Origin of the sequence: Hymenobacter translucens (assembly GCF_020685205.1) — a bacterium.
GTDB lineage: Bacteria > Bacteroidota > Bacteroidia > Cytophagales > Hymenobacteraceae > Hymenobacter > Hymenobacter translucens.
In genome coordinates, this window is the sequence record NZ_JAJERB010000004.1 from 125,493 (window position 1) to 139,850 (window position 14,358).

A 14,358-nucleotide genomic window follows, 5' to 3' on the forward strand; every position below is an offset into this window, starting at 1 on the left:
ATTTAGCCGCCGAAGGAGCCCAGACGCACCACCTGCTTTTTCAGGGGCGACCAGGCAATGCGCCGCCGCTCCTCCTTGCCCACGAGGTACTCGAAGCTCACGGCGTCGGCGCGCTGCTTGAGGTCGTCCCAGGTGGGGCGCTCCAGCTCCCCGTTTCGGTAGGCTTCGCCGGGGCTGATGGCAGGCCGGTGAAAGTTCTGGTCGGCGAAAAAGCTGTCCATCCGCCGCCGGATAAAGGCTTCGCGCTGAGCCGGCGTGGCCGACGGCGTCTTGAGCTCATACACCAGCGCGGCCTCCAGGTCGGCGGCGGGCAGGGCCTCGCGGAAGATTACCTGGCCGGCGTGGTCGGTGATGGTAAACGTGGCCTCGCCTTCGAGCACCGACGGGCCGCGCAGCTGCAGCGTAAACAGGTCGGGCGTGCCGGGAGAGGAGAAGACGTGGCGCCGGCGCACGGTTTTAAGCGTATCGGAGTGGGCATCAACCTGGGAAGCCCCGGCGGTGTCGAGCGGCTCTACGGCCACGGGAGCAGGCGGGGCGGTGGTAGTCGGGGCCTCTTCGTTGCGGGAAGAATCGGGGGCCGAGCAGGCAGCCAGCAGCGCCACCGGCAAGGCCAGCAAAAGAGTTGTGCGCATAGCGGGTTTCATTAAGCTACGGAAGACTAGTATACGCCCGGCGGTTTCAGGCCCTACAGGGAACGAAGCAGCAGAATGGCTATGAATGCTCCGCTCATACACAGCGACGATACCTGATTCATCTGCATGGTATGCTCGAAGTCGGCGGCGGCGGGGTTGCGCCACACCTGCCACACCCAGCGGCTGAACAGAAAAACGACCGGGCCGGTAGCCACCAGAAAAATCAGCAGACTGCGGGTTTCCTGACGCAGCAGATACGCCAGGGCCAGCACCGAAGCTCCTACCAGTAAACCCACCCCGGCAAAGACGAACGTGCCCCGGATGCCCAGCACCAGGCTCAGCGTCTGGTCGCCGCGCTGCCGGTCTTCCTGGTGCTGGTATACCTGCGTCAGCGGATAGGATCCGCACAGAAACAGCGTGCTCACCAAAGCCAGCAGCAGGTTGGTGGGCTCCCGCAGCTGGGCCAGGTCCGCGCCCGTGCCCAGCTGGGTGAGCAGAAAGGTAAAGGCGCCCTGAAATACGACCACGACGGCCGTGCTGATGAGCGGATACTTTTTCAGGCGGATGCCCTCGTAGCTGTAGGCTTTCGAGACGAGCAGGTACACGAGCAGGCCGGCGGCAAACCACGGGGAAAGCAGCAGGGCGCCGAGCAACGCCAGTGCGTCAAACAGCCAGACCAGGTGAATCAGCTCCTCCGACACCTTGGGCGGCTGCTTCAGGCCCCCGATGCTGCCCTCGTCCCGGTCGTAGTAGGAGTTGTAGCCGTTGGAAGCCGGATACGCCAGCAGGTGCAGCACCACAAACACGCCCAGAGCCCGCCAGGGGCTGAACGGCTGCGGCAGGGCGCTGAGGCCAAACCAGAACACCGGCATCAGGTACACCGAAAACGGTATCCGCAGCAGGGGCAGGGCGTTTTTATAATTAGTAATTGACAATTAGTAATTAAGAATTGAGGGTGGAGAAAAGTTTGGGCTGCAAAAGGTGAGTAAAAGCCGCAAATAGAGTCAGCCGGTGCTTAGCCAGGCTGACTTTCAATTCATGCTACTGACATGTTAGGCTGATTCAATTCTTAATTGCTGATTCTTAATTATTCATTAAAAATAGGCCAGCCCACCAGATACGTAACCTGGGACCCGGACCAGTGCTTCACCTTGCCGGCCTGCCAGTGGAACTGACCGGCGGGGTCGGCGGCGCGGGCCAGGGCCAGGAGCTGGTCGGGCGGGTACATGCGCAGAATGGACACGGTACCGTCCCAGATGGTAAACAGCGGAATCAGCGGGATGATGTAAGTGAAGAACAGCCGGCTCAGGCGGAAGGGCCGCATAAAGGGCGTCGCCAGCAGCTGGAGCACCGGCAGAATCGTCCATGCCAGCAGGATTTCGTGCCAGTGCTTGCCGGCGCCTTCGAAAATGCCGATACCGGCTTTTTGCCGGACGGCATCCGCCAGCAGCGCCTCGGCGGCAGCGGGGGGGAAGTGGTGGAAGGCGGAAAACACCGTCCGGAAGCCGGTTAGGTTTGCCGGCACATTCAGGGCGTCCACGGGCGCGGGGGCAAGGCCAAGCAAACCCTGGGTGCGCCGGGCCAGCAGCTCCCAGGCGGCGGGCTGGGGGTAGAGGTCGGTGAGGGTGACGCGCAGATCGGCCAGCCCGGGCTGCTTTTGCAGTGTAAGCGCCACGCCTTCGGTACCGCCCCCCGCCCCTGCGCACAGCTCCAGTAAATGCTGCTGGCCGGTGGCTTCCAGAGCTTCTTGCAACAAAGGCACGATGGGCTGGTAGATGCCCAGGTGGCTGATCATAAAGCGCAGGTAGTCCATCATGCCTGCCCGGATGACGCCGGGAAAGCAGGGCAGGTCTTCAAATTCGAATAGCTGGAGCCGAAGGCGCATGAATAGGGGAGTAGGCTCTACCGGAGCCGGGTTACTGCAAGCTTACTAAGCCAGGGGCATTTTGTTTTGCGGCCGCGTTGTGTGCTTCGCGCCCGGCCCAAATAAAACGGTGCGGTAACGCCAGCCAGTTACGGCCAGACCAGCCAGCAGGTAAGGAATTGCGGCCACTGGGAAATACAGAAAGGGTTCAAGTTTGGACGGCTGCGGGAAAAAGGGTGTTTTGGCCGGCTTGGTCAGCAAGGCTACCGCCAGGGCAGGCAGACACAAAGACAGACACCGCGTAGGCCACCAGAATCAGCCCGGTAGTTCCTGTCAGCCGCCGGCGCTGCGTAGCTTGGTGAACGGCCCGGTGCAAACCCAGGCGGAGCAGGAAGGCCCCGGGCACCGAGCTTACGGTGGCCGCCACGGCAATACAAATTGATAGGGTCAGCAGCGTAGCGTCGACCGGGCGGGCGTCCGACGTTTCAGGTTCCGTTAATGAAGCGAATAAGATAATCAGCGGGTAGACCAGAGTTCCGGCCAACAGGTTTTTCCCCAAAGTTCCAGGGATGCAACTGATTTAGACGAATTGAGCATACGAATCGGCCTTATTCAGAAAAAATATGCAGCCTCAATGATACAAACCCACCGGCTTCTACGTTACTTTGCAGCACAAAGCACTCTGAAAGCATGAAGCCAGCCGTCGACCCATTAGCCCAGCTCACCGAGATTCGCGCCATCATGGAGCGGTCCTCGCGGTTTATTTCCCTCAGCGGCCTCTCGGGCGTAGGGGCCGGGGTGGTGGCACTGGCGGGCGCGGCGTTTGGACATTGGTACCTGCACAACCAGTTCGAAGGAGCCGGTAGGGGCGGGGAGTACGGCAGTTCCGTCGTCGATGCCTCCGGGTTTGTGCGCCTGATGGAAGGCTCCGAGGCCGACCGGCTGGCCACGCTGCCGTTTCTGCTGGCGCTGGCCGTGGGCATTGCCGCCCTGGCCACGGTAGTAGCCTTCTGGTTTACCCGTCGCCGGGCCCGGCGCGAGGGGCTGCCGCTGTGGGGCGCCGTGTCGCGCCGCCTGTTCTGGAGCATGGCCGTACCCCTGGTGGTGGGCGGGCTGTTCTGCATCCAGCTTTACCTGCGCGGGGCCGCCGGGCTGGTGGTGCCGGCCATGCTGCTGTTCTACGGTCTGGCGCTGCTCAACGCCAGCAAGTACACCGTCGACGAAATAAAGCTGCTGGGCATTAGCCTGCTGGCGCTGGGGCTGGTGGCCGGTTTGCTGCCCAACTATGCTTTCCTGTTCTTTGCCCTCGGTTTCGGGTTTGGCCACATCGGTTACGGCCTGATCATGTACAACCGCTACGAACGTACGCCCCGCCCGCAGTGAAGCACCTCATCCATACCCTCAATAAGGCGTTCGACAACCGCGTGCGGCTGGGCGTGATGGCCGTGCTGATGGCCAATGACTCGGTGAGCTTCAATGAGCTGAAGGAAGCCCTGGATCTGACCGACGGCAACCTCGCCAGCCACGTTGCGGCCCTCGAAAAGGCCGAGTACGTGCAGGTCACCAAGCAGTTTGTGGGCAAGAAGCCAAATACCACCTACTCGGCCACGGATGCGGGAAAAACGGCCTTCAAAGACCACCTGACAGCCCTGGAAAAATTGCTGCGCAGCTGAGGCGCCCTTTTTTTTGTCTTATCACTTTGAAACACAAAGTTCTTTTTAAATAAAACCTCTCATCTATGACCACTTATTCTGCCCTGGCGCCGGCCGCCACCCGCCCGGCCGCCCCGCCGCTCACGATTCTGCAAAAGGTGCTGCTCCTGCTGGGCGCGGTCCTGTTCGACGGCCTGTTCTGGGAGCAGCGCGCCGCCCTGAACATGCTGCTCTTTACGCTCTTCGTCGTGGCGGCCGTGCTGGCCGGCCTGCCGCGGCACGCCCCGCAGTGGCGCTCGGGCTACTTCTGGCTGACGCTCGGCGGCACCGCGCTCAGCGCCCTGATGGTGGCCGTGTACGGCTCCAGCGCCGCGCTGCTCGCGTGCTGGGCTTCCCTGACGGCCTGGCTGGGCTACGTCAACCAGCCCAAGCTGAAGCTGGTCGGCTTTGCCTTGCTGACGGGCTTAGGCAACGTCTGGAACGCCGCTGACCGGCTGCTGCAGCTGGTGCGGGTGCCTCACAACCTGAGCGGGCAGATGAGCCGCTCGCGCTATTATGGCCGCCTGCTGCTTTTGCCGCTCGGTGCCCTGCTGCTGTTCCACTTCCTGTTCGTGCTGGCGAATCCCCGCTACGCCGCTTTCACCGGCCGCCTGCTCACGTTGCTGGGCAACATCCTTACCCGCATTTTCGCCCATCTTTCCGTGCCCCACCTGCTGTTTATGCTGCTGGGGCTGCTGCTCACGGCCGGGGCGCTGCTGATCCTACCCCTGCATTTCTTTACCGACCAGGAATCGGCCTTCGGAGAGTTTGTGCGCCGGCAGCGCGACCGGGTGGCATCCTTCGCCGTGCCCCGGCCCGACTTTCGCACCCAGACGTTCCGGGTGCTGGACCTGCGCAAGGAGTACCAGATTGCCCTGGCCATGCTGGCTTTGGTAAACCTGCTGCTGCTCGTCGTCAACGCCATCGACATCCGCTGGCTGTGGTTTGGCTTCGTGCCCGCCCCGGGCTTCGACCTGACGCAGTTTGTGCACGAGGGCACCTATGTGCTGATCCTGAGCATCCTGGTGGCCATGGCCATTGTGCTGCGGTTTTTTCGGCGCAACCTTAATTTCTACCAGGCCGGGCTGCCTGCCCTGCGCTGGGCCGCCACGATCTGGATTGTGCAAAACATGGTGCTGGCCGGGTCGGTGGGGCTGCGCAACTACTACTACATCGTGCACACCGGGCTGGCCTACAAGCGCATCGGCGTCTACGGCTTCCTGCTGCTGACGTTGTTTGGCCTGATTACGATTCTGCTGAAGATCTGGCAGCAACGCTCGGCTTACTCCCTGGTGCGGCTCAATACCCTGGCCGCCTACGCCGTGATGCTGCTTTTCGCGGTGGGCAACTGGGAAGCGTGGATGGTGCGCTACAACCTGCAGCCCCGGTTCCGGCAGGTCGACTATGGCTTTCTGCTCGACATGCCCGACCGGATTCTGCCCCAGCTGGCTGCCCGGGAAGCTTCCCTGACCGGCCGCGCGCTGAACCGCGACAATGGCTACGGCCGCTGGGAAACCCTGCCCCTGGGCGAGGCCCGGTATCACCTCCACGCCCGCATCCGCGCCTTTCAGGCCCAGCAAGGCCGGCGGAGCTGGCTTAGCTACACCTGGGCCGACTACCAGGCCGCCCGCTACTTCGACGCCCACCCCGCCACCGACGTTCGCTATGCTGCAGTTTGCCATTAGCCTCGGAATGGTGCTGCTCTGCGGGGGCGGAGTGGCCATGCTGGCCGTGCTGCTGGGCTGGCAGGAGCAGGCGGCGGCTCCCGACGTGCGCCGGCAGCGCCTGTTGCTGCTGGTGCCGGCCGCCAGCGGCGTGCTGGCCCTGCTGCTGCTCGCCGTGTTCGTGCTCATGATGCTCTGGTCGCCGCAGGGCGCTGATCTGCTGGCAAGCCTGTAAGGAAGAAGCTTTTGCCAATGACCGACCCTCTCCCGCGCCAGCTGCCCCAACCCGTAACCTTGAACTTCTACCAGCGCCTGGTCCGCCAGTTGATTGCAGCGGCCTTCAACCATGTACTGATACCAGCCTTATGGTGGCTCTACGGACCCCAGGACACCCAGGCCCTGGGCGACTACCTGCCCCGGCTGCCCATCGGGACGCTGGGCCGGGGCGTGGCCGACCTGCTGGTCCGGCACGAGCTGCAGCTTATTCCGCACTACCAGGACCACGACCTCAAGCACGTGCTGCTGGGCTACGACATGACGTCGGAAGACGAGCTCCGGCTTAAAGCTTTTATGCTCGGTAACGGCGACTGGTCCCTGGCCTGCCTGGGGCTGCTGGCGTTTGCCCTGCTCACTCCCGAGCTCTGGCCCGGCTTGTACCTGCACTACCGCCGGGGCCGGCGCACCCAGTCGGTCGTGCACTGGCGGCTGGCAGATTATGCTGCTGAGTCAGTGGAAGCCCTGCGTTACCAGATCGGCTTCTACGAAGCGCAGGAAAACTGACTTAACTGCCGCCTTGCCAGTCACAGCCATCAGGCTGACAATCTTCAACCCTTATGCCCGTATCCTATGCTGACTGATGCCCCACTTTCAGATCGACTGCTTGCTTTTGCATTGCGGGTAGTGCGCCTGGTTCCACCCCTGGCCTGGTGGGCGCTGGCCGGGCTCGTGCTGGGGGTGCTCAATACCTCCCTGCACCAGGAGCTGTGGCCCAACACGCCCGGAGCCAGGTATTTCTTTACCAGCCTGAGCATCGTCAGCGGAATGTTGCTGCCCTGGCTGGGTGCCCGCACCTGCTGGCGGGTGGCCGATACGCTGCCGTTCGGCTTCTGGCAGGTGCTCTGGCGGCTTACCGGCGTGGGAGCGTACGGCGGGGCCTGCGTGGCAACGCTGCTGGGGTTGATAGTTCTGGCGGTCAAACTTTAGCGGCGTGGGGTAGGGCGGGTGGCCGGCAGCACCGGAATTTTACGTTCTTGCCGACCCTCACCCTGCATTCTGTTCCTGATGGCCCGAACCGCGCTGCTGCTCCTTCTCGCTCTGTCCTTGCTGCTGGAGCTGACCCTGGCCGTGGGCGGCTTTGTGATGCCCGATGTGCTGCTGGCGAAGTTTGGCGTCGGCAACACCCCGGATACGCAGTTTATGGCCTTCGTCCTGGCCTGGCTGCTGGTGTTTGTCTCCCTGATGATCGGGCTGGCGCTGGTCTGGGCCTGGCGGCGCCACCCGGGCTACCCGGCCCTGTGCTACGCGCTGGGTTTCTGGTGGATAGGCATCGGGCTGGGCCTCTACCTCGGCTACGGGCGCTTCGACAATCTGCTGCTGGATACAGTGAAGGGGCTGCTGCTGGTAGGAGCAACCCGGGCTAGCCGGCAGGCGACTCTGGCCGCAACGGCCGGCCGCTAAGCCCGACTTTGTAGCCGCCGGGCCGCGCCCGTCTGGTATATTTGTAGCTCCTTTTCCGATCTTGTGGTCCGCCACGGCTCAACGTGACCTGAATGTCCGCTCCCGACCAGACTCCAACCACCCCCGAATCCCGTCCGCGCCGCCGCTGGCCCAACATCCTGACGCGGTCCATCTGGGGCATTTTTGTGGTCGGGCTGGGCCTGTTTCTGCTGTACCCGATTCTGGTCAGCACCAACTTTCTGTTTCTGTTCGGGAAGTCGCCAAGTCTGGAGGACCTGGAAAACCCCCGGGTCGAGCAGGCCTCCCAGCTCTACACCTCCGACGGCGTGCTGATCGGCAAGTACTTCCGCGAAAACCGGGTGCCGGTGCCGTTCAGCAAAATGTCGCCCCTGCTGGTAAAGGCCCTGGTGGCTACCGAGGACGTGCGCTTCTACGAGCATTCCGGCATCGACCCCAAGGCCATGGTGGCGGCCGTAGCCGCCACGCTGCGCGGCGAAAAGCGCGGGGGCTCCACGCTCACCCAGCAGCTGGCTAAAAACCTCTACAACACCCGCCGGGGCCAGACCCGGGGCGGGCTGGGCTACATCCCCGGCGTGAGCCTGATTGTCGCCAAAACCAAGGAGTGGCTGACGGCCGTGGAGCTGGAAAGCCGCTACACCAAAGAGGAGATTCTGCGGATGTACCTGAACACCGTGGAGTATGGCTCCAAGGCCTATGGCATCAAGGTGGCCGCCAAAACCTACTTCAGCACTTCGCCCGACTCTCTCAGCCCCGAGCAGGTGGCTACGCTCGTGGGCGTGCTCAACAACCCGACCGCCTACAATCCCCGCTTTCATCCCGAGGCCTCCCGTAAGCGCCGCAACGTGGTGCTCGAGCGCATGGCTCAGGCCAGACTGATTTCCGAAGAGGAAGCCAACCGCCTGGCTCAGGAGCCCATTGTGCTTAAGTACCAGGTGGAGCAGCACATCGACGGACCGCCCACCTACTTCCGCGGGGCTGTAAGTCAGTTCGTAAACAAATGGTGCGAAGCCAACGGCTACGACATGTACCGCGACGGACTGCGCATCTACACTACCATCGACTCGCGGATGCAGAAGTACGCCGAGGAGTCGGTGAACAGCCGGATGAAGCGCCTGCAGCGGGAGTTCGACAACTTCTGGCGCAACCGGGGCGGCAACCCCTGGGTCGACGACGAAGGCAAGGAAATCCCCGACTTCATCGAAACCCAGATGAAGCGCACCGAGGTGTACAAGTCCCTGGCCAACCGTTACAAAGGCCAGCCGGCCCACCTCGACTCGGCTTTGCACGCCAAGCGTCCCATGAAGGTGTTTACCTGGAAAGGCGACGGCGACACCACGCTGGTCATGTCACCTATCGACTCCCTGGCCTACTACAAGCACTTCCTGCACGCGGGCATGATGACGATGGACCCCTTCACCGGCTACATCAAGGCCTGGGTGGGCGGGCTGAACTACCGCTTCTTTCAGTACGACCACGTCAAGCAGGGCAAGCGCCAGGCCGGCTCCACCTTCAAGCCCTTCGTCTACCTCACCGCCATCGACAACGGCTACTCGCCCTGTGACCGGATCCGGGACGAGCGCGTGACCATCAAGTACGTGGAAGACGGCAAGGACATGGAGTGGAAGCCCGACAACGTGACCCGCGAATACACCGGCATTAACATGACCCTGCGCCATGCCATGGCCCGGTCGGTGAACTCCGTGACGGCCCAGCTAACTGAGCTCGTGGGCTGGGACAAGGTGGGCGAGTACGCGCACAAGGTGGGCATTACCAGCAAGTTGCTGCCCGTGCCCAGCATCGGCCTGGGCTCGGCCGGCGACGTAAGCGTGTACGAGATGGTGAATGCCTACAGCACCTTCGTCAACAACGGCTTCCGCACCGAGCCGCTTATCGTGACGCGTATCGAGGACCGCAACGGCAACGTAATTCAGCAGTTTGACCCCCGGCAGAAGCGTGCCATCTCCCCCGAAACAGCTTGGCTGATGCTGTACATGCTGCGCGGCGGCATGGACGAGCCCGGCGGCACTTCCCAGGCGCTTTGGGACTACAAGCTCTGGCGCAACAACAACCAGATCGGGGGCAAGACCGGCACCACCTCCAACTATTCCGACGGCTGGTACATGGGCGTTACCAAGGACCTGGTGACCGGCGTGTGGGTAGGAGGGGAGGACCGCAGCATTCACTTCTTCCGCTCCCAGCAGGGCGAAGGCGGCCGCATGGCCCTGCCCGTGTTCGGCACCTACATGGAGAAGCTGTACGGCGACGAGTCCCTCGACATTACCATGGGCCCCTTCCCCAAGCCCCAGACCAAAATCAACAAAAAGTACATCTGCTCGTCGCCGGCCGAGCCCCGCAAGCGCAAGGCCATTGCCATCGACACCGTAGCGGCCGACGACCTGCTGGAGCAGCTGAACAGTGGCGCCGTGCCCGTGCCGGACAGTCTGTAGCGGTAGCGCCGCCTGCTCGCCCGTCGTATCCGGTCCGGGAACTACTTTTTCTGCGCGTAGGCCACGCTGTCCAGTACGATGCGCCCAGGCGCGGCCGTGAGGTGGTAAGTGGCCTTGAACTGGCTGGAGTCCACTTCGGCAATACCGCGCTCTACCAGCTCCGCCAGGCTTCGGGTCGAATCCTTCCCCGGTGGCCGCAGAAAACGGAAGTTCACCAGCATATAGTCCTGGTTGACCAAGCGCAGGCGGGCTACCAGGGAGTCAGGATACGCGCTGATTCTGCCCCGGTAGGTGTAAAAGCCCCCGTCGGAAGCGGAATAGCCCTTCTGGTGATTTTTGATTACGACGGGCAGCTTTTCCAGGAAGACGGAGTCGCTGCGAATGGTAAGCCGGTTTTCGTGGTACCATCGGTCGGTGGTATCCTCGGGCGTGATGTCGGCGTGGCTCGGGCCCATGCTTTCCAGGCCCACGTAGAAACCGGAAGCCGGTAGCGCCAATGGCTTCGGGGCCGGGTTGCAGGCGGCCAGCACCAGTAAGGCAGGCCACAGTTTCCGGCTGAGCATTACTCTTCCTTGGTGTAGAACGACTCCAGCGCGGCACCCAGGTGGGGATACTCGAACGTAAAGCCCTGGCGCAGCACTTTGTCGGCACTCACGCGCTGGGAGGCCAGCACGATCTCGCTCATCTCGCCCAGCACCAGCTTCAGGCCGAAGGCCGGAACCTTGGGTAGCACCAGGGGCCGGTGCATCACGGCGGCCAGGGTTTCGGTGAACTCCTGGTTGGTGACCGGGTTGGGCGCCACGGCATTGTACACGCCTTCCCACTGGGGCTCTTCCAGCATCTGCAGCAAAAGCCGGCACAGGTCATCGATGTGAATCCAGGACATAAACTGCCGGCCCGAGCCCAGCGGGGCACCGGCCAGCAGCTTGATGGGCCGGGCTATCTGGGGCAGGGCGCCTCCTTCCGTGCTCAGCACAATGCCGATGCGGGGAATCACGGTACGGATGCCCAGGGCGGCGACGTGCCGGGCCGCCTGCTCCCATTCCTGCGTCACGTCGGCCAGAAAGTCGTGCTGTGCCGGGGGCGTTTCCTCGTGCAGCAGCTGGCTGCCGGTGTCGCCGTAGATGCCGATGGCCGAGGCCGAAATCAGCGCCCGCACGTGATGGTCGCCCCGGCCCAGCGCCTCGGCCAGCAGGTTGGTGCCCTTGCGGCGGCTGTCCATGATGTCGCGCTTCCGCTCATCGGTCCACTTGCCATCCGACACGCTGGAGCCGGCCAGGTTGATGATGTAGTCGGCATAGGCAATGGCAGCCGGGTCGAGCTGGCCTTTCTCGGGGTCCCAGCGGAAGCGGCGCACGCGCCCGGCTTCGCTGTGGCGGCTGAGCAGCGCTACTTCGTAGCCCGCGTCAATGAGCAGCTCCGACAGGCGGCTGCCAATCAAACCAGTACCGCCCGTAATCAGGACTTTTCGCGACATGTTAGAGAAGCCGGAAGCCGGGGCTTTCAGCGGATGGCGTTTACCAGGATGGGAAAGAGAAAACAGACCGCAAGCTACTCGTTGGGCGGCAATAGCCAACCGTTCAGCTTATTTTCCCAGCTGCCGCAGAAATTCGGCCCGCAGGTCGGCATCAGCGTTGAAAACTCCGCCGTACTCGGCCGTAATGGTGCTGCTGCTGGTATCGTTCACGCCCCGGCTCATCACGCACAGGTGGTCGGCCTCAATGAGCACGGCCACGTCGTCGGTGCGCAGGCTTTGTTTGAGTTCCTCGGCAATCTGCCGGGTCAGGCGCTCCTGCACCTGGGGCCGGCGGGCGTAGTACTGCACCACCCGGTTCAGCTTCGAGAGGCCCACCACGTTCTTGCCGGGCAGGTAGGCCACGTGGGCCTTGCCGATGATGGGCACGAAGTGATGCTCGCAGCAGGAGAACAGCGTGATGTCGCGCTCAATCAGCATCTGCCGGTACTGGTAGCGGTTCTCAAACAGCTTCACGTGGGGGCGATGGGCGGGGTCGAGGCCCCGGAACCACTCCTGCACAAACATCTTGGCAACCCGGCGGGGCGTACCATCGAGGCTGTCGTCGGTGAGGTCCAGGCCCAGCACCGTCATGATCTCGCGGAAATGCGTGGCGATGGTGTCAATCTTCTGCTCATCGCTCAGGGCAAAGGCATCGGGGCGGAGCGGGGTGCGCAGCTCGGCGGGCAGGTGGGCATCGGCCAGAGCCGACGCTTCGGGCACGGAGTTATCCATGGTATTCTACAAAGTTGCGGTCCGTCTCGTAGAGCGTAACCGACAAGGCGAGGTTGGATTCGAGGTGGGGCCGGAGCCGGAGCCAGATGACGCGGGCAATATTTTCGGCCGTGGGGTTGAGGGTGCGGAAGTCTTCCGTATCCAGATTCAGGTTGCGGTGGTCAAAGGTATCCAGAATCTCGCGCTTGATGAGGTCGCTGAGCCGCTTCAGGTCGTACACGTACCCCGTGTCCGGGTCGACCTCCCCAGTCAGCCGGACCGTCAGATTGTAGTTGTGGCCGTGGTAGTTGGGATTGTTGCACTTGCCGAAAACGCGCTGGTTCTGCTCGTCGCTCCAGGCCGGGTTATGAAGCCGGTGAGCTGCGTTGAAGTGCTCGGTACGTCCTACTGTTACTTGCATAGAGGCTTAGAACAGGGCGACCCGGGATTTGGTTGTTGTTCTGCTTATAATCTTCCGGTTTAATTATTAAGGTTTCATATGTAAGGACAAATTCTTGAAATACACTTGGATAAGGTTGTTGTATAATAGGATTTAATCAACAAAAACCGAAATCAAATCAAAAAAAGCGGGTCTTAGTCGCTGATATGAAAGCAGTCTGGTTAAATTTGGTGAACCGGATTACCTGCGCCGGTGCCGGATCCTTCTGCAACACCATTTTTCAATCAGACCATTTAGTATGAAACCAGGCGTACTCCTCTCCTTGCTTCTTGTCTTCTTCCTCTCCGTGACGGGCTTCGCCCAGAAGTCGCCCGTGGACGAGACGGATATGGCAATCAAAGGCATTCCGCGTAAGGGCCAGCGCGTAACTATCCAGCTGGATAGCAAACGTGTGGATGACTCGTGGAAAAAGCAGCTCGACGAACGGTTTGGCGGTAAGGTAAAGGCCGACAAAGGCATTTACCAGATGACGGCGGTGGTGATTGAGGACATCTCGAAAACGCCGATTACCATCATCAGCAAAGTAGACGCCGTTCCCACCGGTACCACCGTGTGGTGGTCGATTGACCTGGGCAACGCCTACCTGAGCAAGGATGGCACCCCCGCCCAGTGGAAGGCTTCGGAGAAGTACCTGAAGGACTTCGCCCGCATGCTCTACCGCGAAGACCTCGCCATCCAGGTTTCGGAAGCTGAAAAAGCGCTCGTTTCTTCTCAGAACAACCACATGGCCGTAATTGCCAAGGCTGACGCTATCAAGAAGGACATCGAGAAGAACAAGGCCAAGAAGGCTGAAATTCAGCAGATGCTCGCCCAGAACGCTGCCGAACTGCTGCAGTACAACAACCTCATCGACTCCAACCTGAAAGAGCAGGAAGCCGCCCGCGCCGACATTGTCAACATGCGCGTGGCGCTTGAAGCTGTCAAGGAGCGCATGAACAAGATCGAGTAGTCCTGCTACTTCGCTTCAAGCAAAAAAGCCCGGCCTCTGCAGGCCGGGCTTTTTTGTGCACTCCGGTGACGCTTACTGCATGGCAACCCGGACCTGCTGCTCGGCGGCTTTCTCGTCTTTCCAGCCCATCACCCGCACTTCCCCGTCGTTCCCGCGGTGCTGAAACCAGATGCGCAACGACTCCTTGACGCTGGGGTACTGCTTAAGCAGCTCTGCCCAGGTGGTAATGTCCGGGAGGATGCGCTGGCTGGGCCGGGCTGGTACGGCCAGCACCACCTGCTCCAGCATGCCGGCATTGTCGAGCAGCAGCAGACCAACGGGCAGCACTTCCACCACTGTACCGGCCGGCTGCGTTTCGGCGAGCAGCAGGATCGGCAGGGGGCGAGAAGGTACCGCTGCGGAATGGGTGCCGGGCACGAACCCGTAGTTGCCGGGAAAGGGCAGAAACTCCACCTGCCGGTCCGTACCAGCCCGCTGCACCCGCCGGAATTCACCGGTAGCCGGGTCGTAAAGCTGCTCGTGGTTGGTGCCGGCCGGAATCTCGACTACCATCTGCAGCAGCTTGCGCTCCGTCGAAAACGTGGGCAGCTCGGTTAGCTTGGGCTTGCAGGCCGGTAGAGCCGCGGACAGCAGCCCGGCCGTAAGCACCACAACAGGAATGCGCATAGGCAGGAAAAGGGAGTAGCCATTTAAAAGCCGGGGTCCGCACGCTGCGGCGCGGACCCC

At 62.1% G+C, this 14,358-nt stretch carries 17 protein-coding genes; 9 read left to right on the forward strand and 8 right to left on the reverse strand.

Going from position 1 to position 14,358, the window contains the following annotated elements:
- Positions 1 to 2: 2 nt before the first annotated feature.
- The 3 genes from LJY25_RS10715 to LJY25_RS10725 form a co-directional block, all read right to left on the reverse strand.
- Positions 3 to 632: a hypothetical protein gene (locus LJY25_RS10715; RefSeq protein WP_227608331.1), complete on the reverse strand. Its 630-nt coding sequence runs from the start codon at positions 630 to 632 to the stop codon at positions 3 to 5.
- Between the two features lie 53 nt (positions 633 to 685).
- Positions 686 to 1,567 carry a UbiA family prenyltransferase gene (locus LJY25_RS10720; RefSeq protein WP_227608332.1) on the reverse strand — a complete coding sequence of 294 codons (882 nt, stop codon included), beginning with the start codon at positions 1,565 to 1,567 and terminating at the stop codon, positions 686 to 688.
- A 152-nt stretch (positions 1,568 to 1,719) separates the two neighbouring features.
- Entirely contained in the window at positions 1,720 to 2,517 is a 798-nt protein-coding gene (locus LJY25_RS10725; protein ID WP_227608333.1) for a class I SAM-dependent methyltransferase, read from the reverse strand.
- Positions 2,518 to 3,186: 669 nt separating this feature from the next.
- Between LJY25_RS10725 and LJY25_RS10730 the strand changes: the two genes are divergently transcribed.
- The 8 genes from LJY25_RS10730 (at position 3,187) to LJY25_RS10765 (ending at position 9,996) form a co-directional block, all read left to right on the forward strand.
- A complete protein-coding gene (locus tag LJY25_RS10730) occupies positions 3,187 to 3,879 on the forward strand; it encodes a hypothetical protein (protein ID WP_227608334.1) in 693 nt (230 codons plus the stop codon).
- The gene (locus LJY25_RS10735) at positions 3,876 to 4,169 is read left to right on the forward strand and encodes a winged helix-turn-helix domain-containing protein (protein WP_227608335.1); all 294 of its coding nucleotides are present in this window, start codon (positions 3,876 to 3,878) and stop codon (positions 4,167 to 4,169) included. The genes LJY25_RS10730 and LJY25_RS10735 overlap by 4 nt, the downstream gene beginning before the upstream one ends.
- Positions 4,170 to 4,234: 65 nt before the next feature.
- The gene (locus LJY25_RS10740; RefSeq protein WP_227608336.1) at positions 4,235 to 5,872 is read left to right on the forward strand and encodes a DUF4153 domain-containing protein; all 1,638 of its coding nucleotides are present in this window, start codon (positions 4,235 to 4,237) and stop codon (positions 5,870 to 5,872) included.
- Entirely contained in the window at positions 5,853 to 6,086 is a 234-nt protein-coding gene (locus LJY25_RS10745; RefSeq protein WP_227608337.1) for a hypothetical protein, read from the forward strand. The genes LJY25_RS10740 and LJY25_RS10745 overlap by 20 nt, the downstream gene beginning before the upstream one ends.
- A 17-nt stretch (positions 6,087 to 6,103) precedes the next feature.
- Positions 6,104 to 6,631: a hypothetical protein gene (locus LJY25_RS10750; protein ID WP_227608338.1), complete on the forward strand. Its 528-nt coding sequence runs from the start codon at positions 6,104 to 6,106 to the stop codon at positions 6,629 to 6,631.
- Between the two features lie 120 nt (positions 6,632 to 6,751).
- Positions 6,752 to 7,054 carry a hypothetical protein gene (locus LJY25_RS10755; protein WP_227608339.1) on the forward strand — a complete coding sequence of 101 codons (303 nt, stop codon included), beginning with the start codon at positions 6,752 to 6,754 and terminating at the stop codon, positions 7,052 to 7,054.
- A gap of 78 nt (positions 7,055 to 7,132) precedes the next feature.
- A complete protein-coding gene (locus LJY25_RS10760; RefSeq protein WP_227608340.1) occupies positions 7,133 to 7,528 on the forward strand; it encodes a hypothetical protein in 396 nt (131 codons plus the stop codon).
- Positions 7,529 to 7,620: 92 nt separating this feature from the next.
- A complete protein-coding gene (locus LJY25_RS10765; protein ID WP_227608341.1) occupies positions 7,621 to 9,996 on the forward strand; it encodes a transglycosylase domain-containing protein in 2,376 nt (791 codons plus the stop codon).
- Between the two features lie 41 nt (positions 9,997 to 10,037).
- On the opposite strand, the gene LJY25_RS10770 is transcribed toward LJY25_RS10765, so the two are convergent.
- From LJY25_RS10770 to LJY25_RS10785, 4 genes are all read right to left on the reverse strand, one after another.
- Positions 10,038 to 10,559 (reverse strand): hypothetical protein, encoded by a 522-nt coding sequence (locus LJY25_RS10770; RefSeq protein WP_227608342.1) that lies wholly within the window; start codon positions 10,557 to 10,559, stop codon positions 10,038 to 10,040.
- Positions 10,559 to 11,473 carry a TIGR01777 family oxidoreductase gene (locus LJY25_RS10775; RefSeq protein ID WP_227608343.1) on the reverse strand — a complete coding sequence of 305 codons (915 nt, stop codon included), beginning with the start codon at positions 11,471 to 11,473 and terminating at the stop codon, positions 10,559 to 10,561. The genes LJY25_RS10770 and LJY25_RS10775 overlap by 1 nt, the downstream gene beginning before the upstream one ends.
- A 108-nt stretch (positions 11,474 to 11,581) precedes the next feature.
- On the reverse strand, positions 11,582 to 12,244 hold the full coding sequence (gene folE / locus LJY25_RS10780; protein ID WP_227608344.1) for a GTP cyclohydrolase I FolE: 663 nt from the start codon (positions 12,242 to 12,244) through the stop codon (positions 11,582 to 11,584).
- Positions 12,237 to 12,644, reverse strand: a complete 408-nt coding sequence (locus tag LJY25_RS10785) for a 6-pyruvoyl trahydropterin synthase family protein (protein WP_227608345.1) — start codon at positions 12,642 to 12,644, stop codon at positions 12,237 to 12,239. The genes folE and LJY25_RS10785 overlap by 8 nt, the downstream gene beginning before the upstream one ends.
- A 301-nt stretch (positions 12,645 to 12,945) precedes the next feature.
- Here LJY25_RS10785 and LJY25_RS10790 point away from each other — a divergent pair, with 301 nt between their 5' ends.
- On the forward strand, positions 12,946 to 13,632 hold the full coding sequence (locus LJY25_RS10790; protein WP_227608346.1) for a hypothetical protein: 687 nt from the start codon (positions 12,946 to 12,948) through the stop codon (positions 13,630 to 13,632).
- A gap of 72 nt (positions 13,633 to 13,704) precedes the next feature.
- Here LJY25_RS10790 and LJY25_RS10795 read toward each other — a convergent pair whose 3' ends face one another.
- Positions 13,705 to 14,298: an inorganic diphosphatase gene (locus LJY25_RS10795; protein WP_227608347.1), complete on the reverse strand. Its 594-nt coding sequence runs from the start codon at positions 14,296 to 14,298 to the stop codon at positions 13,705 to 13,707.
- Between the last annotated feature and the right edge of the window lie 60 nt (positions 14,299 to 14,358).

What these genes read in the sequence shown, in the direction of transcription:
- LJY25_RS10715 (WP_227608331.1), bottom strand. Translation starts at nt 632, where the DNA reads ATGCGCACAACTCTTTTGCTGGCCTTGCCGGTGGCGCTGCTGGCTGCC.
- LJY25_RS10725 (WP_227608333.1), bottom strand. Translation starts at nt 2,517, where the DNA reads ATGCGCCTTCGGCTCCAGCTATTCGAATTTGAAGACCTGCCCTGCTTT.
- LJY25_RS10730 (WP_227608334.1), top strand. Translation starts at nt 3,187, where the DNA reads ATGAAGCCAGCCGTCGACCCATTAGCCCAGCTCACCGAGATTCGCGCC.
- LJY25_RS10740 (WP_227608336.1), top strand. Translation starts at nt 4,235, where the DNA reads ATGACCACTTATTCTGCCCTGGCGCCGGCCGCCACCCGCCCGGCCGCC.
- LJY25_RS10745 (WP_227608337.1), top strand. Translation starts at nt 5,853, where the DNA reads ATGCTGCAGTTTGCCATTAGCCTCGGAATGGTGCTGCTCTGCGGGGGC.
- LJY25_RS10750 (WP_227608338.1), top strand. Translation starts at nt 6,104, where the DNA reads ATGACCGACCCTCTCCCGCGCCAGCTGCCCCAACCCGTAACCTTGAAC.
- LJY25_RS10760 (WP_227608340.1), top strand. Translation starts at nt 7,133, where the DNA reads ATGGCCCGAACCGCGCTGCTGCTCCTTCTCGCTCTGTCCTTGCTGCTG.
- LJY25_RS10765 (WP_227608341.1), top strand. Translation starts at nt 7,621, where the DNA reads ATGTCCGCTCCCGACCAGACTCCAACCACCCCCGAATCCCGTCCGCGC.
- LJY25_RS10770 (WP_227608342.1), bottom strand. Translation starts at nt 10,559, where the DNA reads ATGCTCAGCCGGAAACTGTGGCCTGCCTTACTGGTGCTGGCCGCCTGC.
- LJY25_RS10775 (WP_227608343.1), bottom strand. Translation starts at nt 11,473, where the DNA reads ATGTCGCGAAAAGTCCTGATTACGGGCGGTACTGGTTTGATTGGCAGC.
- folE (WP_227608344.1), bottom strand. Translation starts at nt 12,244, where the DNA reads ATGGATAACTCCGTGCCCGAAGCGTCGGCTCTGGCCGATGCCCACCTG.
- LJY25_RS10785 (WP_227608345.1), bottom strand. Translation starts at nt 12,644, where the DNA reads ATGCAAGTAACAGTAGGACGTACCGAGCACTTCAACGCAGCTCACCGG.
- LJY25_RS10795 (WP_227608347.1), bottom strand. Translation starts at nt 14,298, where the DNA reads ATGCGCATTCCTGTTGTGGTGCTTACGGCCGGGCTGCTGTCCGCGGCT.